Origin of the sequence: Acidithiobacillus albertensis (assembly GCF_001931655.1) — a bacterium.
Classification (GTDB): Bacteria; Pseudomonadota; Gammaproteobacteria; order Acidithiobacillales; family Acidithiobacillaceae; genus Acidithiobacillus; species Acidithiobacillus thiooxidans.
Genome location: NZ_MOAD01000001.1, coordinates 742424 through 767315, shown reverse-complemented (window position 1 = coordinate 767315; position 24892 = coordinate 742424). Strand labels below are relative to the sequence as shown.

General features: G+C 50.6%; 27 protein-coding genes. 16 read left to right on the top strand and 11 right to left on the bottom strand.

Translation table 11 applies throughout. The features are described 5' to 3' along the window. Nucleotides 1-18: 18 nt before the first annotated feature. A complete protein-coding gene (locus BLW97_RS04020) occupies nucleotides 19-1542 on the bottom strand; it encodes a transposase (protein ID WP_075322405.1) in 1524 nt (507 codons plus the stop codon). Nucleotides 1543-1706: 164 nt separating this feature from the next. Then, complete coding sequence (locus BLW97_RS04015; RefSeq protein WP_242947687.1) at nucleotides 1707-2264, bottom strand: FMN-binding negative transcriptional regulator; 558 nt, start codon at nucleotides 2262-2264, stop codon at nucleotides 1707-1709. Between the two features lie 26 nt (nucleotides 2265-2290). Between BLW97_RS04015 and BLW97_RS04010 the strand changes: the two genes are divergently transcribed. The 4 genes from BLW97_RS04010 to BLW97_RS04000 all read left to right on the top strand — a co-directional run bounded on the left by BLW97_RS04010 (nucleotide 2291) and on the right by BLW97_RS04000 (nucleotide 5119). Beyond that, the gene (locus BLW97_RS04010) at nucleotides 2291-2752 is read left to right on the top strand and encodes a lysozyme inhibitor LprI family protein (protein WP_075322403.1); all 462 of its coding nucleotides are present in this window, start codon (nucleotides 2291-2293) and stop codon (nucleotides 2750-2752) included. Between the two features lie 255 nt (nucleotides 2753-3007). Continuing rightward, entirely contained in the window at nucleotides 3008-3430 is a 423-nt protein-coding gene (locus BLW97_RS18940; RefSeq protein WP_143214836.1) for a lysozyme family protein, read from the top strand. A gap of 29 nt (nucleotides 3431-3459) precedes the next feature. After that, nucleotides 3460-4308 carry a hypothetical protein gene (locus tag BLW97_RS04005; protein ID WP_075322402.1) on the top strand — a complete coding sequence of 283 codons (849 nt, stop codon included), beginning with the start codon at nucleotides 3460-3462 and terminating at the stop codon, nucleotides 4306-4308. 307 nt (nucleotides 4309-4615) lie between these two features. Next, nucleotides 4616-5119: a hypothetical protein gene (locus tag BLW97_RS04000; RefSeq protein WP_075322401.1), complete on the top strand. Its 504-nt coding sequence runs from the start codon at nucleotides 4616-4618 to the stop codon at nucleotides 5117-5119. Nucleotides 5120-5714: 595 nt separating this feature from the next. On the opposite strand, the gene BLW97_RS03995 is transcribed toward BLW97_RS04000, so the two are convergent. Then, entirely contained in the window at nucleotides 5715-6083 is a 369-nt protein-coding gene (locus BLW97_RS03995; protein WP_075322400.1) for a DUF3617 family protein, read from the bottom strand. A gap of 197 nt (nucleotides 6084-6280) precedes the next feature. On the opposite strand from BLW97_RS03995, the gene BLW97_RS03990 reads away from it, so the two are divergent. From BLW97_RS03990 to BLW97_RS03965, 6 genes are all read left to right on the top strand, one after another. Further along, nucleotides 6281-7000, top strand: a complete 720-nt coding sequence (locus tag BLW97_RS03990; RefSeq protein WP_158025110.1) for a hypothetical protein — start codon at nucleotides 6281-6283, stop codon at nucleotides 6998-7000. 444 nt (nucleotides 7001-7444) lie between these two features. After that, nucleotides 7445-8449 (top strand): 3-oxoacyl-[acyl-carrier-protein] synthase III C-terminal domain-containing protein, encoded by a 1005-nt coding sequence (locus tag BLW97_RS03985; protein ID WP_075322398.1) that lies wholly within the window; start codon nucleotides 7445-7447, stop codon nucleotides 8447-8449. Continuing rightward, on the top strand, nucleotides 8443-9441 hold the full coding sequence (locus BLW97_RS03980) for an NAD-dependent epimerase/dehydratase family protein (RefSeq protein WP_075322397.1): 999 nt from the start codon (nucleotides 8443-8445) through the stop codon (nucleotides 9439-9441). The genes BLW97_RS03985 and BLW97_RS03980 overlap by 7 nt, the downstream gene beginning before the upstream one ends. Nucleotides 9442-9482: 41 nt before the next feature. Then, entirely contained in the window at nucleotides 9483-10268 is a 786-nt protein-coding gene (locus tag BLW97_RS03975) for an MBL fold metallo-hydrolase (protein WP_207650545.1), read from the top strand. Next, nucleotides 10265-11407, top strand: coding sequence for an ATP-grasp domain-containing protein (locus BLW97_RS03970; protein WP_075322395.1), 1143 nt, complete (start codon nucleotides 10265-10267; stop codon nucleotides 11405-11407). Before BLW97_RS03975 ends, BLW97_RS03970 begins: the two co-directional genes overlap by 4 nt. Next, nucleotides 11404-12525 (top strand): hypothetical protein, encoded by a 1122-nt coding sequence (locus BLW97_RS03965; protein ID WP_075322394.1) that lies wholly within the window; start codon nucleotides 11404-11406, stop codon nucleotides 12523-12525. Before BLW97_RS03970 ends, BLW97_RS03965 begins: the two co-directional genes overlap by 4 nt. A 34-nt stretch (nucleotides 12526-12559) precedes the next feature. Here the strand turns inward: BLW97_RS03965 and BLW97_RS03960 are convergent, their stop codons facing one another. Continuing rightward, a complete protein-coding gene (locus BLW97_RS03960) occupies nucleotides 12560-13846 on the bottom strand; it encodes a F390 synthetase-related protein (protein WP_075322393.1) in 1287 nt (428 codons plus the stop codon). Next, nucleotides 13846-14073 (bottom strand): hypothetical protein, encoded by a 228-nt coding sequence (locus BLW97_RS19720; protein WP_075322392.1) that lies wholly within the window; start codon nucleotides 14071-14073, stop codon nucleotides 13846-13848. The genes BLW97_RS03960 and BLW97_RS19720 overlap by 1 nt, the downstream gene beginning before the upstream one ends. 82 nt (nucleotides 14074-14155) lie before the next feature. On the opposite strand from BLW97_RS19720, the gene BLW97_RS03950 reads away from it, so the two are divergent. From BLW97_RS03950 to BLW97_RS03940, 3 genes are all read left to right on the top strand, one after another. Next, the gene (locus BLW97_RS03950; RefSeq protein ID WP_075322391.1) at nucleotides 14156-14872 is read left to right on the top strand and encodes a hypothetical protein; all 717 of its coding nucleotides are present in this window, start codon (nucleotides 14156-14158) and stop codon (nucleotides 14870-14872) included. A 261-nt stretch (nucleotides 14873-15133) separates the two neighbouring features. Next, nucleotides 15134-15724, top strand: a complete 591-nt coding sequence (locus tag BLW97_RS03945; RefSeq protein ID WP_158025108.1) for a lysozyme inhibitor LprI family protein — start codon at nucleotides 15134-15136, stop codon at nucleotides 15722-15724. Between the two features lie 3 nt (nucleotides 15725-15727). Then, nucleotides 15728-16201, top strand: a complete 474-nt coding sequence (locus BLW97_RS03940) for a hypothetical protein (RefSeq protein ID WP_075322389.1) — start codon at nucleotides 15728-15730, stop codon at nucleotides 16199-16201. A 230-nt stretch (nucleotides 16202-16431) separates the two neighbouring features. Here BLW97_RS03940 and BLW97_RS03935 read toward each other — a convergent pair whose 3' ends face one another. From BLW97_RS03935 to BLW97_RS03910, 6 genes are all read right to left on the bottom strand, one after another. After that, nucleotides 16432-17319: a lysozyme inhibitor LprI family protein gene (locus BLW97_RS03935; protein ID WP_075322388.1), complete on the bottom strand. Its 888-nt coding sequence runs from the start codon at nucleotides 17317-17319 to the stop codon at nucleotides 16432-16434. Further along, nucleotides 17303-18136: a lysozyme inhibitor LprI family protein gene (locus tag BLW97_RS03930; protein WP_158025106.1), complete on the bottom strand. Its 834-nt coding sequence runs from the start codon at nucleotides 18134-18136 to the stop codon at nucleotides 17303-17305. The genes BLW97_RS03935 and BLW97_RS03930 overlap by 17 nt, the downstream gene beginning before the upstream one ends. A gap of 230 nt (nucleotides 18137-18366) precedes the next feature. After that, nucleotides 18367-19017 (bottom strand): TrmH family RNA methyltransferase, encoded by a 651-nt coding sequence (locus BLW97_RS03925; protein WP_075322386.1) that lies wholly within the window; start codon nucleotides 19015-19017, stop codon nucleotides 18367-18369. A 288-nt stretch (nucleotides 19018-19305) separates the two neighbouring features. Beyond that, nucleotides 19306-19671 carry a tetratricopeptide repeat protein gene (locus BLW97_RS03920; protein ID WP_278278521.1) on the bottom strand — a complete coding sequence of 122 codons (366 nt, stop codon included), beginning with the start codon at nucleotides 19669-19671 and terminating at the stop codon, nucleotides 19306-19308. Nucleotides 19672-19793: 122 nt separating this feature from the next. Further along, a complete protein-coding gene (locus BLW97_RS03915) occupies nucleotides 19794-21146 on the bottom strand; it encodes an IS1182 family transposase (protein ID WP_075322384.1) in 1353 nt (450 codons plus the stop codon). 31 nt (nucleotides 21147-21177) lie between these two features. Continuing rightward, on the bottom strand, nucleotides 21178-21822 hold the full coding sequence (locus tag BLW97_RS03910; RefSeq protein WP_075322383.1) for a tetratricopeptide repeat protein: 645 nt from the start codon (nucleotides 21820-21822) through the stop codon (nucleotides 21178-21180). A gap of 873 nt (nucleotides 21823-22695) precedes the next feature. Here BLW97_RS03910 and BLW97_RS03905 point away from each other — a divergent pair. The 3 genes from BLW97_RS03905 to BLW97_RS03895 all read left to right on the top strand — a co-directional run bounded on the left by BLW97_RS03905 (nucleotide 22696) and on the right by BLW97_RS03895 (nucleotide 24877). Beyond that, the gene (locus tag BLW97_RS03905) at nucleotides 22696-22932 is read left to right on the top strand and encodes an AbrB/MazE/SpoVT family DNA-binding domain-containing protein (RefSeq protein WP_010636975.1); all 237 of its coding nucleotides are present in this window, start codon (nucleotides 22696-22698) and stop codon (nucleotides 22930-22932) included. Then, nucleotides 22933-23355: a type II toxin-antitoxin system VapC family toxin gene (locus BLW97_RS03900; protein WP_341465662.1), complete on the top strand. Its 423-nt coding sequence runs from the start codon at nucleotides 22933-22935 to the stop codon at nucleotides 23353-23355. Nucleotides 23356-23419: 64 nt separating this feature from the next. After that, a complete protein-coding gene (locus tag BLW97_RS03895; RefSeq protein WP_075322381.1) occupies nucleotides 23420-24877 on the top strand; it encodes a DUF3375 domain-containing protein in 1458 nt (485 codons plus the stop codon). Nucleotides 24878-24892 lie beyond the last annotated feature (15 nt).

Below are 24892 nucleotides of genomic sequence, written 5' to 3'. Positions count from 1 at the left end.
TAAACCTAGAAAAAGCAGTTACGGTCCGACAAGGGCTGGGAAAGCCCCGGGTGGCACCCATGGTTTTTGGGTAATTTGGGCGACGATGTAGCTGACAAGAAGGTCCCAAGGATTTGCTCCCAGCAACCGCTCCGCAGTCTGCTGGATGGTCTTTAACCCATTGCAAATATTTTCGATTCCGCGTTCGATCTTTTTTTGTGCGGCGTGCATCGGGATCAAATACAGATGGGTCTGTCCCGCGTGTTTGGTGCTCCGGCCGATGGCGGACAACAGTAATGGGTGACTGGTGATAGCCTCCTTCCGCATTTCCGGGAAGGCCAGCCGGGTGTACCAACTCCACCAGTTATACACCAGTCCCATCGCCCGGGCAGAGAGTCGGCAACGCGCCAGATCCCGGGTGGTGTAGCCACCCCATCCCCATTGATTCTTCAGTTCATCAAAGCCGTTCTCGGCATCTGCCCGGTCACGATACATCTGTGCGACACTCAAAACGCCGTCGGAGAGATCGGTCACCAAGACGGCATATTCATAAACCTTGGTCTGGCGTCGGTCCACAAAGGCAAAGGCCAGTTGACCGCGCTGTTCCTGGGTGGCGATCAGGTTTTCTTTCAGCAAGCGCCGCAGGATCACGACCCGCCGATCTTGCTGCCATCCAGCCAGTTGAATCCGATCCTCACGGCCTTCCCAGCCTTGTCCCGCATCTACCCAGTCCCGACGGGTGAAAACCCGCTGCAGCAGGCGCTTCACACGCGGGGACTGGCGCAATTTGAACAGGTACGGTTGCTGCCGGGACTCCATTTCCCGAATCACGGCGTCATTGCCAAAGCCGCAGTCGCCACGGACCAGATAGGGACGCTGTTCAGCACGCAGGGCATCCAGGACGCGATTCAAGCCGGGCTGGGCATGATTGGACGCGGTGGTATTTCCCGCCGTGACTTCCACATCGAGCAGCAGACGCAGATTGCCCATCCAGTAGGCGTGATACGCATGGGACGGTCGTCCAGGCTTGTGCGGATTGTAACCCACTTCTGCCCCTTCCTGACGCCCAAACAGGGGCTTGACGGTGGTGTCGATATCGAGAATCCAGGGGGTCTTGCAGGCCTCTACCACGCTTTTGAGCAGATGCTTGCGCATCCATTCCGTCCCTTCGGCTTCGGGGATTTTGCCTAACGCCCGGCGTAGGGCATCTTCACTGACGATCTTGTGCATCCCCAGAATATTGGGACTCACGCCATCACTGCGTAACGCCGTGACGTGGGCATAGCGACGGTGACCCGCCAGAATAGAGAGGAACAAGGTCCCCAGCATGTCCCGTTTCTGTGGGGCATTGGGGCTGGTGTAATGCAAGGGACTCTCTTCCACCCAAGTGTCAAACAGACCCGTGGTCTCCAGATAGGCGGCAAAAAACACCATCTGGCCCATGGGCGTTGCCGCAGATTCCTGGTCCCAGGATACCTGAATACGACCGCCCAGGGTGTCTACTATCATGGTCTGCACCGCCGCCGGAATAGCCTTCTGCGGGTGTTTTTCTGCTTCACCCATCGGGTGAACCTCCATCATCAGGAAAAACCTCATCCTATCAGATGGATAAGGTCATTTCAGCAGGGGAAACTGCTGTTTTTAGGATAAAGCGGCAAACATCTCATAAGGTCCGGCCAGATCCAGCAGTTACAGTCCGGGAAACACTAAAAAGCCTACCGTCAAATTCATTGGGAAGACCCATTTTTACTGCCTTCCAGGCGGGTCCGAACCTGTTCGGCCATGGCTTCTGAGTCCGGTTGATGGCACTGCTCAAGATGTGTCAGCACACTATCTCGGTTAAGACGTGGCTGGTTCTGGCTGACTTTCCACTTGCCCTGCCAGCGGGTGATGGGAATTTCTATCCCCACTACCTGCTGAATGAGCTGTTCCGTAAAGTCATGGGGGGCATCCTCCACCTGCCAGGGCAAAGGCAAATTCTTTTCCTGCTGCGCCGTGAGCGCAGACATCTGTTGTCGTATCCACGCCGGATCATCCCGGACCTGCAGAGGGCCATAGGCATGGATCACCACATAGTTCCAGGTGGGCACCACCTTGCCGGTTTCTGCCTTGGTCACGTACCAGGAGGGGCTGATGTACTGTTCTGGCCCCTGAAAGATTGCCAAAACTTCTGCGTTCAAATGGACTTCTTGCCACATTGGGTTGGCGCGGGCGACATGCCCCTGCAGGACTGGTTCCGATCCTGTATCTGGAGCAAGGTACAGGGGAATATGATTGGCCTCCAAACCATGGCCGCCCAGGCCGACCAGCGTTGCCAGAGGATGCGACTGGATACGAAAACAGTCAGCTCACGAAAGACTACAACCAGCTGTTTTCCGTATCCCAGCCCTCTGCCCGACGTCAACTCAGTGCGCAGGAAATCGCCTGGATTCAGGAAAAACGCGCCGCTTGCGGTACGGTGGCCAAGGCACAGCATAGTACCCAGGGTCTGGGCTGCCTGATTCAGCATAGCGACCAGCGCATCGTACAGAAACGGCAACAGGAATACTGTCCCGGTTCAAACGGCTCTCCGGCAGCACCGCCTACTACCTCCACTACCGCACCTACGGCATCCACCACCAGCGCGGTCTTTTTGGCCCCCTGTCCTACTCCGGGCACGAGTGCTTCCGGAGGCATCAACTGGAACTCCATGCAGTCCATTGAGCAATACTTCAAGACGCACGAGACAGCCGCACCCCATCCCGCATCAGCAGCCTGCCCCGCAGGCAGCTGATGCGTCAAAACCTCCGCACTCCCCGAACAACAGGCCGCGCAAACACAGTGCACTCCCGCTGCTGCACCTACGGCTTCGACAACATCAATTTGCACGAAGCTGCCTAAAGGTCAATCCGCAACTGGTACGATCAACAAAAAAGGGATAAAGTTTATTGAAGCACACGAGGGGTACGCCAAATGGCCATATATCGGAGGCAGCAATGGCAATGTCAATTGGGGATTCGGTAATAATAAGGGACTAATCAGTACATCAATGGCAAAGGAGGAGTTCTGTGCAAAATATCCAAACGGACTATCTTTTGCTCAAGCAGGGCATTTTGTCAAAAAGTTCGCTGATGCTAGGCTTGCGACCGTCTTAAAAAATATACATGTCCAACTTAATCAAAATCAGATAAATGCGCTAGCAGACATAATATATAACTTTTATGGATTAAATAGTGCTAATGATAAATTAATAGAAGATATAAATAATTGTTCATTACCTTCAATTATGTCTGGGTCAACTGGATTTTTATTTTATGATCTACCAACAACTATAACGAATCGACACAAAGAAGAGGCGGACCTATGGAACTCCGGAAATTATGGGAATGATACCATCAATAGCGTACCGACAAGTAGATATCTATTTACATCATGCAAACCCTTAAAAAAATCATCACCAAAAAAGCCATAAACATTTATGTTAAGAGAAGGGGTCTGCCAATGAAATTCAGCAAGAAAATCTCCCTGTCATTAGCAATGCTGATTATTATTGTCGGTAACATTTGTACAGTATACGCTTCTAGCATTGATACACCAAAAATTATTACGTCTACCACAGCCCTTTCCGAAACGATAAAAGCAAACGCTTTTACTGATAATTCAAAAAAATATAACCAACTTATTATTGGCGGTAAAGGTGAAATATCATATAATCCACTTTCTACCGAATCTATCAAATATGATAGTAAATACTACCAAGTTTTGTTGTTTTCTAGCTATAAAAAAGACTGCCCGGCCTTTGATCCTGCCATCATAGGCGGAAGCGTTTTTTTATGGAACAAAGATCGGTGGAAGCTAATCAGCGTTCAGCCACTAATAATGAAACTTGGTCAATATTGCCAAATAAACAAACCCAAAACAGTAGCGCTTGGGCTAGGCCATGTAGGCTTTTTATTTGTAAATAAAGGATGGAGCACAGGAGTATATAGCAAAAGCGCTGTTCTTGTTGCGTTTTCAACTTCGTTTCAGCGCAACCATCAGATACGAGTTGCGTGGGCAGATAAGGGTATTTCAGGGGCATGCAAAGGGGAGTCTTGTAAAATGCAAGGAACTTCTCATTATGCATTTCATGGAAAAATTTCATTTGTTAAAGTTCTTGGAAAATCATGGTATAATGTGCATATCAAAAGAATAGGAACCTGTCCAGATTGGAAAAATGCGAAATTCGATAAAGTGACCAAAAGCATTTCCGTGAATATCGTTCATTGCCCAAGTTCCGTGACCGTCAGCCTCCCTGTTCTAAAATATTTAAAAGAAAATGCCTTTTCACCACAGTTTCCTTGGGGATAATAAATTTTGGTAAATGCTCAAGACTCCAGCGCACTGCGCGTTCCTTTGATGTAAAACCGTCGTGAGTTGTCGGGAGTCAGCGGAGGTGTCCAACCAATTTTTGCCCAAGTATTGATTTCGCAGAAAACAGGAAGTTATACAAACACTGCAAATGCAATAAAGAATAGAGGATTCGGAGTGCCGAACCGAGAACGACGAGAATCAAAGATATTTGATTCATCAACCCCCAACGTGCGCAATCATAACAACGCATCAGATCTGTGTGAATGATATGCGTAAATTTTCAATTTACCAGAAAGGAAGCGGGATGAAAAAATCTATTTTTACGATTTCTATAACGTGCTGTTTGCTTTTTTATGGAACCAGCAATGCTGATGTCATTAAGCCAGGATGGTGGAGTACAGGGCATGGCTTTGGGTATTGCGTTGAAGCTGGAAATGCCGTTCCAACTCTGCGTTTTTTAGAATTAGAGGTTAGGAAAACTCAAACAGGTGCTTCTCAGTATACGACATGCAATCACGGTAAGTGGCTCACGAATAATACTTATGGCTACCAAGCTAAATTAACCTGCAAGACAATGGGGATAAATGGTCAATACGCGACTCAAACATTTAAAGTAACCTTCCACAAGAAAGATAAAAATAATTTCTATGTTAAAATAAACGGAGAATATTTTACAAAATATAAATCAACCAGAAAAAAATGTATAATTAGTAAACATCCCTGGGCTTACACCGAACTTAACCCGGGCGTTCCTATTCCATTACGGCGTCAGAATATGCTACTAAAAAAATTACACGGCGGCCAATAAAAGATGAAATTATTGTGAAAAGAGATATTACCGGTGATCATTTTCTGACAAATAGACAACCAAAATGTCAAAGCTAATATTTTTTTGCAGTTCAGGTATGCCTTATTTCCGCTCTGGTTGCGCCATACTATCCTAAAACAAAACAGGAACCTGATTATAATAACTGGAGTAAACCATTCTCAAAAGCTAACATTGATGATAAGACATGTATTGGGAAGGTGGTCAAGCTTAAGAAATTTGTTAGCGCTCTTTTTGCGGTTCCACCGCAAACTGCAAAGGAAATAGCTGTGCAAAACGGCCAGGCCCATATTTTGCCAATCCGCGTCGGGTTACCCGCAGTACTGATTCCGCCTCCTTCCTAGCCAGTGGTCAGGCCCCCATTCCTGTGAGCACAGGTCACAGTGGTGTTACTATTGATACGTGAATTGATCTCGGCGGCGTGATAGCGAGCCAACCATTTGGTAATGGAATGACAGTCGCCAAACATCCGCGTAGAACGATTGAAAGCATACCTAAGATTGCAAGGGCGGACTGCATTATTCTACCTAGACGCCGCCCGTTGACCCTCTTGTCAACCCTGCGCTTCGGGGAATCATCAGCCACCGTGGCGACAAGCCCCTACGTAACGCCCAGTTACCGTGTCGTTGATTGGAAAGTCATAGCCATCCGCATTTCCCTGCCCCGTGATGGTAGACTGAAAAGCACGCCCCGCATCAGTTACCGCCAGATGAACCGTCATGTGCATATGCGCAGCACCACCCTGCGGTTGCTTCGAAAGGCAGTTTTCCTGAAAAACGGCCTGCCCGTCCCCTTCGATAACTGGTACCCCCGTAGTCGTACAGGTTGATCCCTGCTTTGACATCATCCAGGAGGTAAAGGCCTGACCGTGATTGCAGACGGTATAGGTATCCTTGATGCCCCGTCCGGTGGCAATGCTTGTCTCTTTCCATTCGCCGCGTTTCATGTGCGGCAATCCTTGCGCGAACGCCCCCGTTGAAAACGCTGTCACACAAGCGATCAGTACTATTTGACGAATACGCATAATTTCTCCGAAACTGAGTCATAAAAAACAAACGGACCACTATTTTCCCGTGCTACAGGAAAGGTTGTCCAGTACTACCCACCGAATTTTGGAGGATATCCATGCACATGAAGGTCAAAATGATGCTGGCAGGCGTGACCGCATTGGCGATACTATCTGCACTGCTGGTCCATGTTGGATTAGCGCATGCGCGTTCAGCAGCCGCCGGAGACTTTCCTGGGGCTTACGGATTTCGACCCGGCGAATGGCAATATATCACGACCACCAAGAGTCCCTTGCTCGGCACCTCCCGAACTACTTCTATGCGGTGTTCCCATAGCCTCTATCAACCCCAGGATACGGCCCACGCCACACTCACCACCCCCGGTTCCTCTCCTGGGACTGTGCATTGTGTGACGTCGCATCCATCCCTGCATGCGACCGTGCGGAATTGCAAGACCATTTCCATCGGGAATGAAAATGCTACGAAAGTTACCGATGTAATGACGTCTCACACGCAATACACTGGGAACGGCAAGCATTTCCAGATGCAGGAACACTTCAGTTGGGTCGACAATGGACAACTTTTTGAATCAGGTATAGTGCACGGCAAATGGTTGAGCAAAACCTGTCTGGCCCATCAGCCAGCATCCATCACGAAACAGATCAGCCCTTCAAAACAGATGCAATGGCTTGCAGCGCAAGAGGCACAATCCAAGGCTGAGGCAGCCCAGATAAAAAAGACGTTACCAGCGGAAGAAGCGCAAGCCAACGCGAACATTGCTACCATGAATGCTCGCATCGCCAAATTGGAGGCAAAGGATGCTCGCGCGGGCATTACCATTCCCGCATCACCTTGATTGGCTACTCTTCTGCTTGATACATCCGGATAGCAGTCGGTCTTGCAGCTGTGGTCTTTCGTGGCATTCAATCGCTCGGGCCCAAGGTCCATTAAATACTACCGTCAGGCGTTTTGAAAAAAATGAAATTGTTGGCAAATGCGAGGCAAGAGTTTAGCCTGTCAGGCAGGATCAATTCCTTGAGTGGCCAGCAATCTGTCTTGCCTCGCTCCGAGGATAATCCGAAAAGTACCAGTTTGTACTAACTGGTTTTAAAAACGTAAGGTAGTAAACGAATGACGTTTGATAACGTGGAATTTTCAATCAATATGAAAACAATAGGATGACTACAGACAAACACCGAAATCCTGCGAGACTGGAAACGTCACCATCTAAAATCATGCGTATCAATTCACGCCTCAGCGTGGGTTGTGCAGATCATCCTTAAGCAAAAAGGTAGGGAGCATGGTCGAACCCAAAGGCTTTCGTGCTTTCGGCATCGCGGGCAGCGCCGTTTATCTTCCTCGCCGAGAAGTTTCAGCCTGTGAATTGGCCAGATATGCCCAGATTAACGAACACGCAGTCCATCGACGTTTCCGCATTGCCAAGCGCCATTGGGCGAATGCAGAGGAAACAAGTTCTGCGATGGGCGCTCTGGCCGCGCAAGGTGCTTTGAAACAGGCGGGCTGGCGCGCCAATGATCTGGATGTGCTGATAGGTGCCTGTGGCGTGATGGAGCAGCCAATCCCTGGCACATCTGTACTCATTCAACGCCGCTTAGGGCTTGGTAATACAGGAATCCCTGCGTTTGATATCAATGCTACCTGCCTGTCCTTTCTAGTAGCTTTCGACCGCGTGCTGGCAGGATTTGCACTCGGCGAATGGCAACGTGCATTGATTGTCTCGGCAGACATAGCTTCAGCGGCCCTCGACTTTGCTGCGCCTGAAACCTCTCTGCTGTTTGGCGATGGTGCAGCGGCCTTCGCGCTAGAAGCCAATGGCCCGCACAGGCGTCTCGCCTATCGTTTTGCGACCTATGGTGAAGCAGCTGATACCTGTCGCTTAGAAGCGGGCGGCACGCGCCTGCGCCCGCATGAGGATCTCGCCGGGTTTCTCGCACGGTCTCGTTTTGTCATGGATGGCCGTGCCGTCTTTCGTGCCGTTAGTCATATCCTACCGGATTTTTTGGCCAGATTACTTGCTGACGCAGGAGTTTGTGCAGAAGCACTCAATCTCGTTATCCCCCATCAAGCCAGTGCCGCCGCACTGGAACATCTCAAGCGGGCGATTCCGCAAGGCCACGCCAAAACCATCGATATCTATGCTGATGTGGGAAACCAGATTGCCACCAGCCTACCTTTTGCGCTTCACCAGGCGCGCCAAATGGGGCGCGTCAAAACAGGCGAAACTGCTCTCATGATCGGCAGCGCTGCTGGCGTTTCACTGGGTGGGGCAGTTATAAGATGGTAAAGCCATCCATACTCGTGACAGGGGCCACGGGCGGACTCGGGCGGGTATTGGTTGCTGAGTTATTGGCGCGGGGGAACAAAGTGATCGCCACTGGGCGCAATCAACGCATTGGAGCGCTGCTCGAAGCGACCGGTGCGCAGTTTGTACCCGCTGATTTAGCCCACGATGATCTGTCGCCCATGATGCATGATGTCACTAGTGTGTTTCACCTTGCAGCCCTTTCGGCACCTTTTGGACGGACACAGGATTTTATATCCGCCAATATCACCGCTACTGAGCGACTCCTGGATGCATCCCGCAAGGCCTCATGTAGCCGTTTTATCTTTACGTCGACGCCATCTATTTATGCACAGCCGCAAGATCAGATCGCCATCACCGAGGCTACCGCTCTGCCAGTGAAGCTTGCCAATGGCTATGCTCATACCAAGCTGGAGGCCGAGCGTGCAGTGCTCTCAAATCATTGCAGCTCCATGGCCTGCATTGCGCTACGACCGCGTGCGATCCTTTCACCCTGTGACACCGCGCTATTGCCCCGTTTATTGCGTGCGGCAGAAATGGGCGTAATGCCTTTGCCTTATGCTGGCCGGGCGTTGATCGAACCTACCGATGCGCGCGACGTAGTGGAGGCTCTGCTGGCTGCGCAGGCAGTTGCGCCCGAAGCGGGCGGGCGTGCCTATAACATTTCGAGTGGAACTGCGGTTTACCTGCGTGATTTGCTCACACATCTGTTTCAACATCTGGGGAAGGATGTACACTTATTACCCGTTCCGCGCCGCGCACTCCTGGCTGTCGGCACTTTGCTTGAGCATCTCTCTATTGCCTCGCGGACATCCGAGCCACCGATCACGGCCTATGGTGCACTTATTCTGGGCTGGTCCCAGACCTTCGATCTCACGGCCGCACGTACAGCACTGGGTTGGATACCGCGTCATCATCCGTTTGATTCCATCCAGTGGGCGCTGTCTGAAAGGCCATTATGCGACAAGTCATAACCCGCGCATTTAATACCGGCAAATGCCGGCACCCGCAAATAATGACTATGCGCGGAGGCACCTGGCGCGTCGTGGATTTCCCCTCGATAGCCACGTTGATCCTGCATCCCGAGGAAGGCCCGATCCTGTTCGATACTGGCTACGATCCCTCTTTTCTAACTGCTACGGAGCCTTTTCCTGAGCGATTTTACCGCTGGACCACCCCAGTCGAAATTCGGGAACGGCACGATGCCGCCAGCCAGTGTCGCGCTGCTGGTGTAGATCCCAACGAAGTACGTCATGTCGTCGTTTCGCATTTCCACGGCGACCATGTGGCAGGCCTGCACGCGTTTCCCAGAGCTACAGTTTACTGCGCCCGTAGCGGGTTGGAAGATCTTCGGCGATGCTCGCGGTTTGCCGCTACCCGGCGCGGCTTTTTGCCCAATCTGTTGCCTCCCGACCTGACCGTGCGCACAAGTTTTTTCGAGGACAGTGCGCGAGTTACACTACCCTCAAGCTGTGCGCCCTTTGAATATGGTGTCGATCTCTTGGGTGATGGATCCCTGCTAGCCATCGAACTACCCGGCCATTGCCCGGGGCATTGGGGTTTGCTGCTCAATGATGCACATTGGGGATTGCATTTTCTCGTTGCCGATGCCGCATGGTCGAGCGATGCTATCCGGCGTAATACCCCGCCACCGGCGATCACGACAGCCTTTCTGGGAAACACTCATAGCGTACGGACAACACTTGGGAAACTACATTTACTGCAATCCTGCAATCCCGAAATACGTTTGTCTCCTTCCCATTGTGCGGAGCGCGCTGCCGAGATCGGAACAGCGTCATGAAGGTGCTGATTACGGGTGCACGTGCCCCTGTCGCCATTGATCTTCTTCGGGCGTTTCGGGCAGCTGGAGATGTGGTAGAACTTGCCGATTGCATTCACCCTTGGGCAGCATACACATTACGTCCCTCCGCAAAAATTCACCGATATCCTGCACCGGCGCGGGAATTCGACGCTTTTGCAACGACGATCACCGAACTGGTTGAGCGGCACGAGTTTGAACTGGTCGTGCCTACATGTGAGGAGGTTTTTTGGCTGGCGGCTGCAGCAGCGAGAGGGCAATGGGGCAATCGCCTGTTTGCGCCGGATCTGGGCTTGTTGAGGCGACTCCATTCAAAGCTCGAATTCCCTAGGCTGCTCACTGAATGTGGTTTGATGGCTCCGCAAACCCAGTGTCTGGAAGGTCCACCTGATCCTGAACAATTGCCTCCGCTGGAATCGCTAGTATTCAAACCGGAATTTTCGCGTTTTGGCACCCACACGCTGATAAGTCCGCTAGCAGCATCATTAACACGGGTGAACGCGTCTTCATCCCTTCGCTGGGCGGCGCAAGAAAAGATTAATGGTGTGGAGATCTGCAGTTGGGCAGTTCTAAATCACGGCAAGATAGTAGCCCATGTGACCTATCGCCCGCGCTGGCGGTACAGGCATACTGCTGCTTATGGTATGGAAGCTATTGATTGTCCTGCAGCAGAGGCCGTGGCGAAACGTATTGGCGAGATGACCAGCATGACCGGTCAAATTGCTTTTGACTTCATAATCGACCACAGCGGGCAGGTTTGGCCGATTGAATGTAACCCGCGTTCAGTCAGTGGCCTACACTTCTTCGATGCCGACGCGACCCTGGCCAAAGCGATTGCCTGTGGGCGTAAGGTACCTTCTCCCGCCAGCGGTCTGCTACGCCATATGACACCAGCCATGGTTTTTTTGGGTATACCCTCTGCTATTGCTGCAGGACGACTTGGCGTATTGTGGGCCGACTGGTGCAAAGGTTGTGATGTCATCGCACGGGGCCACCCACAGGTAGGTCTGGGAAGCCTGATTGATGCAACCTATTTTGCCGGACTCGCACTGGTTAAGCGGATGTCACCAACAGGTGCAACCACCGATGGGATTGAATGGAACGGCCAGGCGATACCATGACCTGCCACCTGATCGAACATCCCGAAGATTCTGGCATGCATAGCTTGTCCGCAGACTATGCTTCCGCCTTTGCAAGGGCAGGCACGCACCATTGGATCGAAAATGTTAGTTCGCGCATGCTACTGGCGCAATGCGAGGGACACGATCTTCCCGTGACAGTGGATAATGGTGGTTACGGTCTGTCTTATGTTGCCAATCCGCACAGTGCATATGCGCTTTATGCAAAACGTGAAATCGAACTGGTGAAGATGCGTCGTGGGCGATCGATAGCGCTGGGAAGCATAACCCTGCTTGATGGCTTGCTGCGATGGGCAGGTATTGCGAAAATTGTTCACATCGACAACTGGCTACTGTCTACCAACTTGCATGGGGCGTGGCAGGGCGAAGGCCTGACAGCGCTGCGTAATCTACTGGTCCGAAGGTTTCCAGAACACTTTCTGGCACTACGCTCGCTCGACGCCTGGTCATCTCCTGACCTGCTCAAACAAGTACGTGCGGATGGTTGGCTGCTATTACCTGCAAGACAAATCTGGGTCGTGGATGATCTCGCCCGTCAATGGAGAAATCACAACAATGCCGCCAATGACCGTCGCGCGCTGGCCCGTTCGGGGCTGAGCATCGAGAAACCAAAAGCACTTTTACCCACTGATGCAGCGCGTATCGCAGCTCTCTATCGCCAGCTGTATGTACAGAAATATTCCACGCTCAATCCAATATTTACTTCTAACTTTGTAAGTCTGACGCAACACAACGGTTTGATGGACTATCGTCTTGCACGAAATTCACGCGGCGAGATCATGGCAGTAGCAGGCATGTTGGTGCGCGATGGCATAATGACCCCAAGTGTGGTTGGTTATGACACTTCCCGACCGCCCCGGGAAGCACTATACCGCATAGCCTATTACCTGTTTTGTGAAGCTGCAGAGGAGGCGGGCTGGCGGCTCCACGCATCGGCAGGTGCGGCTGATTTTAAAAGGGCACGTGGTGCGCACGGGGTGATTGAATATATGGCCATCCATGCCAGCCATCTCGCTGCTCCTCAGCGTGCAGTGATTCATGCGCTTGCAAGCATCCTTGAGCGCTGGATCGTGCCAATGATGCAAAGGGAGGGTTGGTGATGGCATGGCCTACGCCAAGCCTGAACCGAATGACCTATGGATTCAGTGTCTGATGTCGGAAAACTCGTCGTAATTTGTGATCGAAAGCTGTTTGAATTCCGAAGCTGCAGGAGATGCTCGGAGCGACACCCAGCACTGACAGGCGCGTTGCAAGCATTGTTGTGACAGCGGTGACAACTTTGGCCTCTGTTGGGTCTGGCAAGTACACAATCATGGCATTGGGTGCGATTTGTACCACGCGGAAATCACTGATTGATGGGTGTGCATCGACGATAGCATTGCGCAACACATCAGGCGTGATCAATCTTAAGCGCCCACTGGCATCAACGAATTCCAGACAATCGTCCCGCCGCCCTACAATTCGTCGTACCGGCTGGTAAACAGATCCACAACGACAGTCTGAATCTTCGAGTTCCATAAGATCGTTCATGCGGTATCGGATCATCGCCTGTGCGCGTCGAGTGAAATCCGTTACGACCGGAGACATCAGCCTACTGCCTTCAGCGACGGTTTCCCATTCAAAATGTACGACATCTTCGGCAAGATGCAGCGTGCCGTGCTTGCAAGACACCGCAAACAACCCTTCTGTAGCCATGTAAATTTCTCGTAATGGGCGACAGCTTTTTGACTCAATCGCAGCACGATCCAGTGGGTCCAGAACCTCAGCAGCACTAAATAGTTGGGCATCTGGTAAGCAATTTTGGTCAGCCAGCCAGCGTAAGACCTTTGGAGGCGCGACTATTGTATCCGGCCTGAACTGCACCAAATCCTGCGCCCAACTTTCGACACCAAGCGCAAGGTCAAAGAAGCGCAAAGTAATCTGGCCACTTTGCGATGCAGTCTGATAGAGAGCCGCCAGGTTCGGCATGACCAAGGCCACCCGGTGACTGGCCCAAAGGGCATCTGGTAAGGCTTTCGCGAGAATTGTGCCGAGCCAAACGAACCGCTCCCTCTCGGAAATCAGGTAGTAGCCGCGATTACCGCTCGTTCCTGTGCTGTGGCCAATGTAGTAATCAGCCAAACGTTGTTTACCTTCGACCAGGGCAGCCCGTATTTCCTCCGTTCGAAGCCTGGCCAGATTTAACTGGTCAAAATGATCAATCGATATCTGCTTTTCGAGCTTTGGCCAACGCTCAAAAGGAAGTTCATGTGAGGAGAAGTAATATGGGAAACTTTTTTTTGCGTGCTTCTCCAAAACCCGCAACTGTTTGATATGATAGCGGTGGATAGTGCTGCGGCTACTTAGGTGTATTTGTCGCCACAAAGTTACCACGAAGGCTCGCATCAGGGTGTGAGCGTGTTTCGCTCCAGGTTGGAACATTAATTGGGAACCTCTAAAACAGAACACAGTACGACGCGGATCTCAAAAATCAACAAGCTGTCATGTACAGAATTTTGCCTTGTTGCCAGCGCCAGTGCAAACCACGCTCTTCGACTATTATTATTGGCACGGGAATATTCTGGCACTTGTACCAGATATAAAAGCAGATGATTGGAATGGCGTGGTTGCAGATCTTCATGCAATGCAATCGAAATACCCAAAGACAAACGATTTCCACAAGAGATATAAACTCGAGGCAAGTAAAATCCAATTATCCATCAGTGATGGCTCTCTCAAGGAGTATGCGCAATGCTTAAAGAAATGATCGTCGCCATTAGTTTTCTGGCGACATTATTGGCTACACTGCCCGCCATGGCTGGCGACAACACCCAGAAGACACTATCGAATTCAACGATGGCACCCATATCAGAAAAAACCTCGATGCTGGATATGAGCGCCGATAAAACGCTAAAATTGATCCAGGATGCAGCAGATTTTGTGGGTAAAACGTTTTATATTTCAAACTCATCCTGCCTTAACTCAAATGTAAAAAATACACAAACAGAACGGCTTAGTGATGCCTTGTACTACGAAATGCAACAAGTCTCTGGGAAATGGTCCCGCATCGTTCACGGCATTTCTGTCGAAGGTGGAAGCATCCTGGGCCAAGCTATGTGTACTGGATTCGTCGTGCGGAACGCTCGACATCGGGTGCTGACGGTGGGTGATATATCCGTTGGGGTTATCGGGGTGAATGACGGAAATCCACTTGACGCAACCGACCCAAACGTCGTCCAAGTTTTTTACAAATCTCGTACTGATCTTCAGACAGCGCTCCCGCAGATCAACGGGTTCGCTCGGTTTTATATCAAAAGCTTTGATAACCCATCGTCTCCGGCAACAAATCCGCCACCAACATTCATCGAGACACAGTATGACCTGGGACGATGTAGCGCGGACAAGACGGGAAAGCACATTGATGTTGAGACCTGCCCCAAACAAACAAGGACGCTGCCCGTGAATTGATACTTGCGGGATGAGACGCTCCCAGTGTTTGCACTGACAACTACTCAGGCGGAGCGATTAGTATTGTCAGCGTGCAGGCATCATGGAGGGGTCTCGCCAAGGGTCTGATGCTGCTTTATCCCTGCAATAAGAATCCGGGCGATTCAGAATGCCGGCTCCATAGACACGGGAACCCGGCGCAAGAACCGATTGCCGCGCAGGACTGCCTGGGTCACTGCAGCAGTGCTATCCTCTCTCGGTATCGCTTGGGGAGCACCGGTCGTGCCAACATCATCTGGATTGCAAACATTGCGGCAAGTCTATGACTATGAAAACAGTCAGCTCACGAAAGACTACAACCAGCTGCTTTCCATATCCCAGCCCTCTGCCCGGCGTCAACTCAGTGCGCAGGAAATCGCCTGGATTCAGGAAAAGCGTGCCGCTTGCGGTACGGTGGCCAAGGCGCAGCAAAGTACCCAGGGTCTGGGCTGCCTGATTCAGCATACCGACCAGCGCATCGTACAGATACGGCAACAGGAATACGGTCCCGGTTCAAACGGCTCTCCGGCAGCATCGCCTACTACCTCCACTACCGCACCTACGGCATCCACTTCCAGCTCGGTCTTTTTGGCCCCCTGTCCGACCCCGGGCACGAGTGCTTCCGGAGGCATCAACTGGAACTCCATGCAGTCCATTGAGCAATACTTCAAGACGCACGAGACAGCCGCGCCCCATCCCGCATCAACAGCCTGTCCCGCAAACGAGTGCTGCGTCAAAACCTCCGCACTCCCTGAACAGCAGGCCGCTCAAACACATGTGCCCAGAGGGCCGCTTCGAGATCAATTAGGCAAAGAAATCAAATTTGCGAGGTGATGCATGGAGATAGAAGAGTTCCTGAGATTAATATCGGAGACGTGGGAACATGTTTATTCCTACGATTTTGACACCTGGTTCTCATTTCTGCTTTACCACATCTGGGGGGATGTCGATTATATCGAGGTGGACAGCAAAGGTGCGCCCGTCAGTCGACCAGAAAAGAAAACATTGATGCTGGCCATTATTGACCGCCTGCTCAGCGAAGGAAGAATCGTCTTCGATGACCCAAATATACCTTACAAAACCTTTAACTTTAAGGTTTGGCACGTAGACAAGGGTGTTATACTGAAATACCTGGACGATGAGTGGCCGGATATGAACGACCCCGATTATGACGACAAAATGACCATCCTTTTTCTCGCCAACAATTGGATTGCCTGGATTGATCTCACCGGAGAAACGGACAAAGCCGGGCGTCCTGGTGCACTCTGGTGTGATGGCTTGAAAATGGCTGCCCCTGGCGAATGGTCATGAGTGTTACGCCTTATGTTTTCGGTGATATTCTGGGGCGCCTCACTCTCTCCTGGGCGTTGGTAGCTTTCAGCTATCTGTCAACCAGCGTTATTTGTTAACCAAATTTCAGAATTGCGTTTTTACCACCCATATTGCGGAATATAAACCATTATCTAATTGACACCGCTTATATGGGCTGTCATCTTTTTACCAAATTATCGTGACTGCTTGCGCAAACTCGCAATATCGAATCACTTTATTTCGCATTTTCCGGACTTTAAATGGTAGGTACCGTATTCGTCAGCATCAAAAGAACCATATTTACCTTTTTTTAATAATATCAACTTCTCTATTACATAGCCGTTATGAATGTGAATTACCCCGCTACCAACGTTACCCCAGCCGACATCATTAAACCTAAATCTAAGCAGGTTTTTATATTTTTTGTACTTTACTTTACCGGTGCTCAGTAAGTGGCCAGTCCACGAAAAGTATATACTTGACTGTAAATCTTTGGATTGCTTATTTATTGTAAGGCATCCAGTAACCCAACCGGTTTCACCTTGACTTAGGGAAACCTTATCATTTAGTGCATAAGTTTCATTCCATGATTGGCTTTTCTGGTGGTTGTTATTATGAATAGAATTGATTGAGCTTTTAATCGTGTTTTTTCCAAAAAAATACCAGTAGCTACTCATAATATTTGCTGTTTGCTGTTTTGTAAGCTTTGCTAGACAACCGTATTTAACCATAGGTTCCATACTGCCGCCGCAAACCTGATGTATCTCCATTCTACAGTAGTTATCACGATACTTAAGCCACGATAATTCTGCTTTAAGCAAATACGGATGATGCCCGGATGACATCAACAAGTCGTAAATAGAATTCAATTTTTTGTTAGCTTTCCTGTACTCTGCGTAAGCACAATAATCCAGTTCACTTTGGTTATCGTTTTTGATTAACCTTCTGCCGCAAATTTTTTGAGAATAAACCGGAAAACCCCCGTCGTTGAATCTGCAATGCAAGGGAGCCAAGTGAGGGGACATTGACGCCAGAGAATCATTACAAAACAATAGCGTTGTCACAACAAATAAAGGTAGTATGATTTTTATCATTTTTATTTTATGCGCATCCACCATATTGATATTCTGCTAAATCATTACCGAAAAGTGATCCATAATTTTTTTCCGGTTTCATCCCAAGCTTGAGTAGTAACGTGTTTACAAAACTAGCGTCCTGTTTATACAGTTTACATAAGCAGGAGTAGGACGTACATTTTCTTTTTTTGGAAATCCAGACATTTTGGCTCTTAATAACTGATGGTTTATACTTACTTCCAATTTTATCAATCAATTTCCTGTAATTGTCATCCAGATCAAGGTCTATCCTTGATAGCTCAGAACTGGTACACACTAATATATTGGCAACATTATGGACATCTGCACATGAAAAACCTGGGCCATTTAACCTTGTTTTCTTTTGTGATTCAAAATATCCTCGATAAATCGAAACATATCCGCCCGATGGATCTATTATCAGTTTTTTTACATAAAATGATGAGTTGCAATGATCCATGTAAATGGAAGGACTTTTAATAGCCAGTTTACTCCATGAATCAATCTTGAGAGATTCTCCTTGCCAAGCACCACACTGACCCTCAATATTGCCAGTATTGAGATGAGGCCAAAATGTCATCCTTGCCCCTCCGCAGTAGAATCTTTTTCCAGCTTCTTCTGAGGCGAATCCATGTTTATTGTATGAAGTCCAATCGAATCCGTTTCCAATATTTTTATAGCCCTCTATTGGCTTATATTTTTTACCATCTGGCTGGTTACCTTCCGAAATCTTATTCATTATATACGCGATCCCATGGTGGCATTTATATAAAATGTCGCTTTTTGCGGTCAACGGTGATATTGCGGCAACAATGATTATTAATGATTCTATAAGTGTCATTTTTTTTAAAATGCATCTCATTGGGTATACGATTCCTCTTCTTTTAAAGTACACAATCTCAGGGCACTTAAAACAACTATAATATAGCCGCATGGAGCGAACAAATTTGCATTCTCTCCACTCCTTTTAAGCGATGACACAAATTATCTATCATTCTTGCGATAACATCTATGGATTTTGACGTTCATATCGGATTTACGGGGAAAATCTCCTTCTCTATCTATTTCTGTTTAAGTTAAGCCGGTAAAATTACCGTTCGGCAAATCAATCTTCTCACGTTTTTTTGCAGAAATCTTTGCACGCAACTCGTCCTGAAAAATGCGGCGCTGTTTGGTGATCTCATACAGCACAATGCCGGAGGAGGTTCCCAGATTGAGACTCTCTACAATACCGGCCATGGGGATGTTGATGCATAGCTCGCTCCGCTCCAGTGCGACCTGACTGATGCCCCTTCCCTCGGTTCCGAACCATACTGCAAGCTTAGTGTACTTGGTGTAATCTGCTTCATGTAGTACGACGTTCTTACAGCCCTTTGTATGTGGAGAGGTGACCACTGAGACATACCCATTCTTCTCCAGATGATCCAGGCAACTCTCAGTGTCGTTGAATTTCTTGACGAAGCTCCATTTGATAGCAGAGGCAGAAACTGCACCGAGCTTGGGTTTGTCACGCATGTCTTGCCAGTCATCTGGCAGCATTGCCCTGCTACTCACTATGTACGCTTTTTCCACGCCAAGCGCATTCACATTACGAATGACTGTGCCGACATTTCTAATGTCTTCCGGATTTTCTATCACCGCAATTAGATTCTTGCAGCGTGCGAGTTTGATTTTATCAGCGCGCGCACGGAGGCTCGGCCGCGATTTCTTTGTCTCTTCCATCTTTGCTGAAACCTCTATTGCTGCTGTCTAAGGACTACAGAAAACCGCCCCATGAGCGCCAAAGGGATAATGATGATACGAACCTGCATCCAAATTCTCCTTTGAATATATAAATTGCATATTTTCAATAAGTTATAATAAACATCCTTCAGCATAGAGTGGAGGTCTCGCTGTATACGGAAACCCCCGCTGCAGCCGTTATGGTAAAAGTCTAAAGACGGACACCGGATAATCTATCAGGATGTCCCATGCTTCATTCACAGAAATCATCGCTGAGGCGCGACAATCCTATCCGTGCCCAGCCTCAGCAACTTTAATACGATGTTGCGCTATTTTCCCCCACTGACCACCTTGTGCAGCTGCTTTCTTCCACCACGTTATGGCGGTCCTCGTATTCTGCGGCACACCATGGCCGTGGTAGTAGGCATTTCCTAGTTCGTTTTCCGCTCTGGCATTCCCCTGAGCGGCCGCCTTCTCGTACCAGTAGTCCGCCTTCGCATAGTCCTGCGGCACCCCTTGGCCGTCGTGGTATGCACGCCCTAGGTTATTTTCCGCCTTGGCATTTCCCTGATCGGCCGCCTTATAGTACAAGTAGTCCGCCTTCGCGTAGTCCTGCAGCACCCCTTGGCCGTAGTAGTAAGCATCCCCTAGCAGCCCGTCGGCTTTAACCTCGGACCACTGCCAAATTTCGTCCTGATTTTTTTGAAATCGCTCATTTTGCGCTGATTTCAGTCATTATTGCCCTGTTTTTTGCGGTTTATCTGCATTTTCCTGCCCTACAGACGCAATACGGCCATGCGTTTTATGTTCCACGCCAGGCAGACCAGACTCCATTCTCCCTGAACCTGACGCAGGCCACGCAAGGAGAACTGCCGGAATCCCATCACCGATTTGATAATCCCGAAGACTGGTTCTACCGTTTGTTTGCGCAGGCGGTAAACGCTTCGGCCTGCCTGCGTCTTCAGACGATGCATCATCGCCTGCATAGGGGGGGCGTTTTCCGGGAGGGCTTCCGGTTCTGTATGCCGTTGCCGCCAGTCGGGATGGTGTTCTTCTCTGGCCACGGCAATGAATGGGGTAATCCCCAGCGCTTCGCAGGCCTCCACATTCTTTTCGCTGCAGTAACCCGTATCGGCCACCAGCGCTTCTATGGGTCCCAGTTGCGCTGTTTGTGCCTGGAGGGTTTTCAGCATGGGGATGACCTGTTCCTTGTCATTGGGGGCCTGGCTGACTCCGGTGGCTACCACCAGCATCGTCTGGTCATCTACGGCGGCCTGGGCATTATAGGTTTGTTCAAAGCCACCGCCTGAGACCGGCATGATGCGGGATTCTTCATCGGTGAGATTAATCTGGTCCTGCGCTTTAGGCACCGGGTCCGGTGCCTGGGGGGCTTTGCCTCGGGGCTTTTGTCCCAGGGCTTCCCGTTCGGCACGGCGCGCCATTTTCATGTCGTAATGTTCTTTCTCTTTGGCATAACGGACCTGCGCCCGCTCGGCAATCTTCGCCTTGGCCACTGCCATCACGGCCAGCCGGTCTGTGCGGCGCTGGATCTCTTCGGGCAGATTCACGCCCTCGGGAATTACAGACTGATCCGCTTGTTCTGCCAGTGCAAAGAGTTCCTGTACTTCGGCCTGGAGATGACGCTCCATCTGTTCGATATGCCCATGGGACAGGGCTTGATGTTTGGAAGCGTTGGCGTGGATCTTGGTGCCATCCAGACACACCCGGCCGATCTTCAGCAGTTTCATCTCCTGTGCCAGTTCCAGCACCTGCACGAACAATCCTTGCAGTTCGCCCAGAAAACGGCGACGGAAGGTGGCCAGGGTATCGTGATCCGAATGGCTGCCGGCCGCGAGGTAACGGAAAGCCACGGAATCATAGGTGGCTTGTTCCAGTTTACGGCTGGAAAAGACCCCGTTGGCATAGCCGTAGACCAGAATCGCCAGGAGGGTGGCCGGGTGATAGGCCTTATGGCCACGACCTGCATATTGTTGGACCAGCAGCGAGAGATCGAGCTGATCAATAACTTCCACAATAAAGCGGGCCAGGTGCCCTTCCGGAAGCCAGTCGTCCATGGAGGGAGGCAGAAGATAATCAGTCTTGCGGTCAGCATTGAGGAAGTGGGCCATAAAATCACTCATCACATTGAATTATAAGTAATTATACGATAATTCGACGCAAAGGGAAAGTCCGACAGGCTCCTAGTTTGTTTTCCGCTCTGGCATTCCCCTGAGCGGCCGCCTTCTCGTACCAGTAGTCCGCCTTTGCGTAGTCCTGCGGCACACCATGGCCGTGGTAGTAGGCATTTCCTAGGTTATTTTCCGCCTTGGCATTTCCCTGATCGGCCGCCTTCTCGTTCCAGTAGTCCGCCTTCGCGTAATCCTGCGGTACGCCTTGGCCGTAGTGGTAGGCATACCCCAGGTTAAATTCCGCCACGGCATACCCCTGAGCGGCCGCCTTCTTGTACCAGGAGTTCGCCTTCGCGTAGACCTGCGGCACCCCTTGGCCGTAGTAGTAAGCATCCCCTAGTTTGTTTTCCGCTCTGGCATATCCCTGAGCGACCGCCTTCTCGTACCAGGAGTTCGCCTTCGCGTAATCTTTTTTTGCAACCAAATACCGACCCAACCACGTTTGTGCTACAGCATCCCCATACTTCGCCGCAGATTCCAGCTTGGCTAAGTCTGTAGTGTTTCCATTGTATGCGGCTATCACCAAATGTTTTGCTTGCATATTAGTCAGCGCATAAGTATTGCCCATTGAAAGCAGCCCCATGAGCACCAACGGGATAACGATACGAGCCTGCATGCGGTTTTCCTTCGCGGGTATAAATTCCATAGATTTGCACAAAAGGTTACATAAAGATTAGCTTTCAGCCTAGCGTGGGGCCTCAGCGGACACGAAAAACGCCCGTTGCATTCGCTACTGCGCGACCGCACGACAAGAGGACAAGGGCCTGTGATCAAGCAGGGCGTAACCTACCCAGCGGCGGCCAACTGCCAAGCAGCGCTGGTGATTAGCCAGTTTTCAGCAGAAACCAGCGTTTGGATGGTTCTCCATTAAGAACCTCAGCATTTCGCTAATGCACCCAATATTTCAAGAAATTAATGATTGATATTCCGCGATATGGGGTGGTAAAAACCTGATGCTGAAAGTTGATTAATGAATGACGCTGATTAACACAACATAACGGTGCAACACGGTAAAAATAGTTGTTTAATAAGATTTTTTATTAACCGTGCATCCTGTCGAGCATTTGTTGGAACAGTAAAAGCATCCGAACTCGAATCAGTGGACGCTGTAATTCGGGATGCCGCAGAACAGGCTAACCGGGCGTGCCCGCCTTTACTGCATCATGATGCACAAATGATGCAGTGGAACATCAACGAAAAGCAAAAAAAGATGATTCAATAATACGTTATTATACTGTTTTTTAATATGTATTTTTATTCTGCGTTTGATTCTAAAAACCACCTTATCCCATTCGCAATGCGAAGGTCGGGAGTTCGATCCTCCTCCGCTCCACCAACATTCCAAAGCCCGGACATGCTCCGGGCTTTTTTACGCCCGCGAAGGGCCAGCAGTGGCAGGGTTTCACGGGCGCTGCGAATTTTCGGAAATTGCCGTTGTGTCTTGGAAGTATTACAATCGCCGATACCGTAATACGTCAGGAGTCATCAAATGGCAACCACACTCACCAGCAAGGGACAGGTCACCATCCCCAAGCAGATTCGCGACGCACTGAATCTCGCGCCAGGCTGCTCTGTTGATTTCGCGGTCAATCGCGAAGGCGATGTCGTTATTCACAAGGTCGGTGCCCGGCCCAGCCGCAAGCCGGATCGCTTCGAGATAGCCCGTGGCAGGGCCGACGTAAAGTGGCGCACCGATGAATTGATGGCCCTGCTGCGCGGTGAATAACTGATTCTGCTGGTCGATACCAATGTGCTGGTCGACGTTCTGGAGGACGATCCGGAATGGGCGGACTGGTCCATCGGCCAGCTACGGGCGCAGTCCAAAATTCATCGCCTGGTCATCAATCCGATCATCTATGCCGAACTGTCGTTGACGTTCTCGACGGTCGAAGCCCTGGATCGCACTGTCGCTGAACTCGGTCTGACGATGCTCGAGATTCCCCGGCCCGCGCTGTTCCTGGCTGGCAAGGCCTTCGTGCGCTACCGCCGGATGGGAGGAAAGAAAAACAACGTGCTTGCCGACTTCTTCATCGGCGCCCATGCTGCCGTGGCTGGCTGCCCCGTGCTGACCCGTGACGGGCAGCGATACTCCACATATTTCTCTGGGGTCAGTCTGGTAAGCCCGGCATCCGGGACGGGCAAGCAATGAATTCAAAAAATCATACTGGAAACTTGCCGATATTGTTTAAGTACGAAAATGAGGTTTGTAATACTTGGTAACTCTCGACTACGCCACCCTTGACGTCCTGCGTAACCATCACCCTGCATGGCGGCTGTTGCGTTCAGATCATGCACCGCTGGTAGCGAGCTTTTTGCATCGGGTATTCGTAGTGCCCAATGAGCGGGTGATGGCAGCGGCGGATTTGGCCGAAGCACTGGAAGATGAGTTGTATGCCTTACGCCTGCATCTGGGTGAGGCTGCATTCCCCAAGCCTGCACTGGAATACCTGAACGACTGGGCAGAACCCGATAAGGGCTGGCTGCGCAAGTTCTACCGCACGGGCACAGACGAGGCGCAGTTTGATCTGACCCCGGCTACTGAAAAGGCTATTGCCTGGTTGACGCAACTCAGTGAACGGCAATTTGTCGGAACCGAATCGCGCTTGCTTACCCTCTTTGACCTGCTCAAGCAGATGAGCGAGGGCAGCGAAGCCGACCCTGCCAAACGCATTGCCGAGTTGCACAAAAAGCGTGACGCCATTGATGCCGAGATTGCAAAGGTGCTTGCGGGTGAGGTATCACTGCTGGATGACACAGCGGTGAAGGACCGTTTTCAGCAATTCATGCAGGGCGCACGCGAGTTACTCACCGATTTTCGCGAGGTGGAGCACAATTTCCGCCAGTTGGACCGCCGCGTGCGTGAGCGCATTGCGCTATGGGAAGGCAGCAAAGGGGCGTTGCTGGAAGAGATCATGGGTGAGCGCGATGCTATTGGTGATTCCGACCAGGGCAAGAGTTTCCGTGCCCTTTGGGATTTTCTGTTATCCAGCCGTCGGCAGGAAGAATTGACCAATCTGCTGGATCAGGTACTGGCACTACCCGCTGTGGCGGAACTGAACCCGGACACCCGGACTCGCCGGGTACACTACGACTGGATGGAAGCTGGTGAACAGACCCAGCGTACCGTCGCCGCCTTGTCCCAGCAATTACGCCGCTTTCTGGATGACCAGGCCTGGCTGGAAAACCGCCGCATCATGGATATTTTGCATGGTATTGAAAGCAAGGCACTGGCGCTCCGCAGCATCGCTCCGACCGGCACGGTGATGGAAATGGCTGCAGCCAGCGCGGATGTTGTGCTGGCGATGGAACGGCCACTGTTCACTCCGGCCAGCAAACCAATGATTACCGAAATCATCCTCCAGGCTGGCGATGAAAACATTGATCCCTCCAGGCTTTTTGAACAGGTCGTCGTCAATAAGGCCCAGCTAACCCGTCATATTCGCCACGCTTTGCAAGATCACACCCAGATCAGCTTGCGTGAACTGATCACTAATCAGCCCTTGCAACAAGGGCTGGCTGAATTAATTGCCTACCTGCAATTGGGCAGTGAAGTGTTCAGCAGCGTAGTGGATGAAGACACGACTGAATCCATCCGCTGGCAGACAGCGGATATGGAAGGGCAAACACTTATTCGCAGCGCGCGACTACCCCGCGTGATTTTCATGCGCTGAACAAGCATCGAGGCA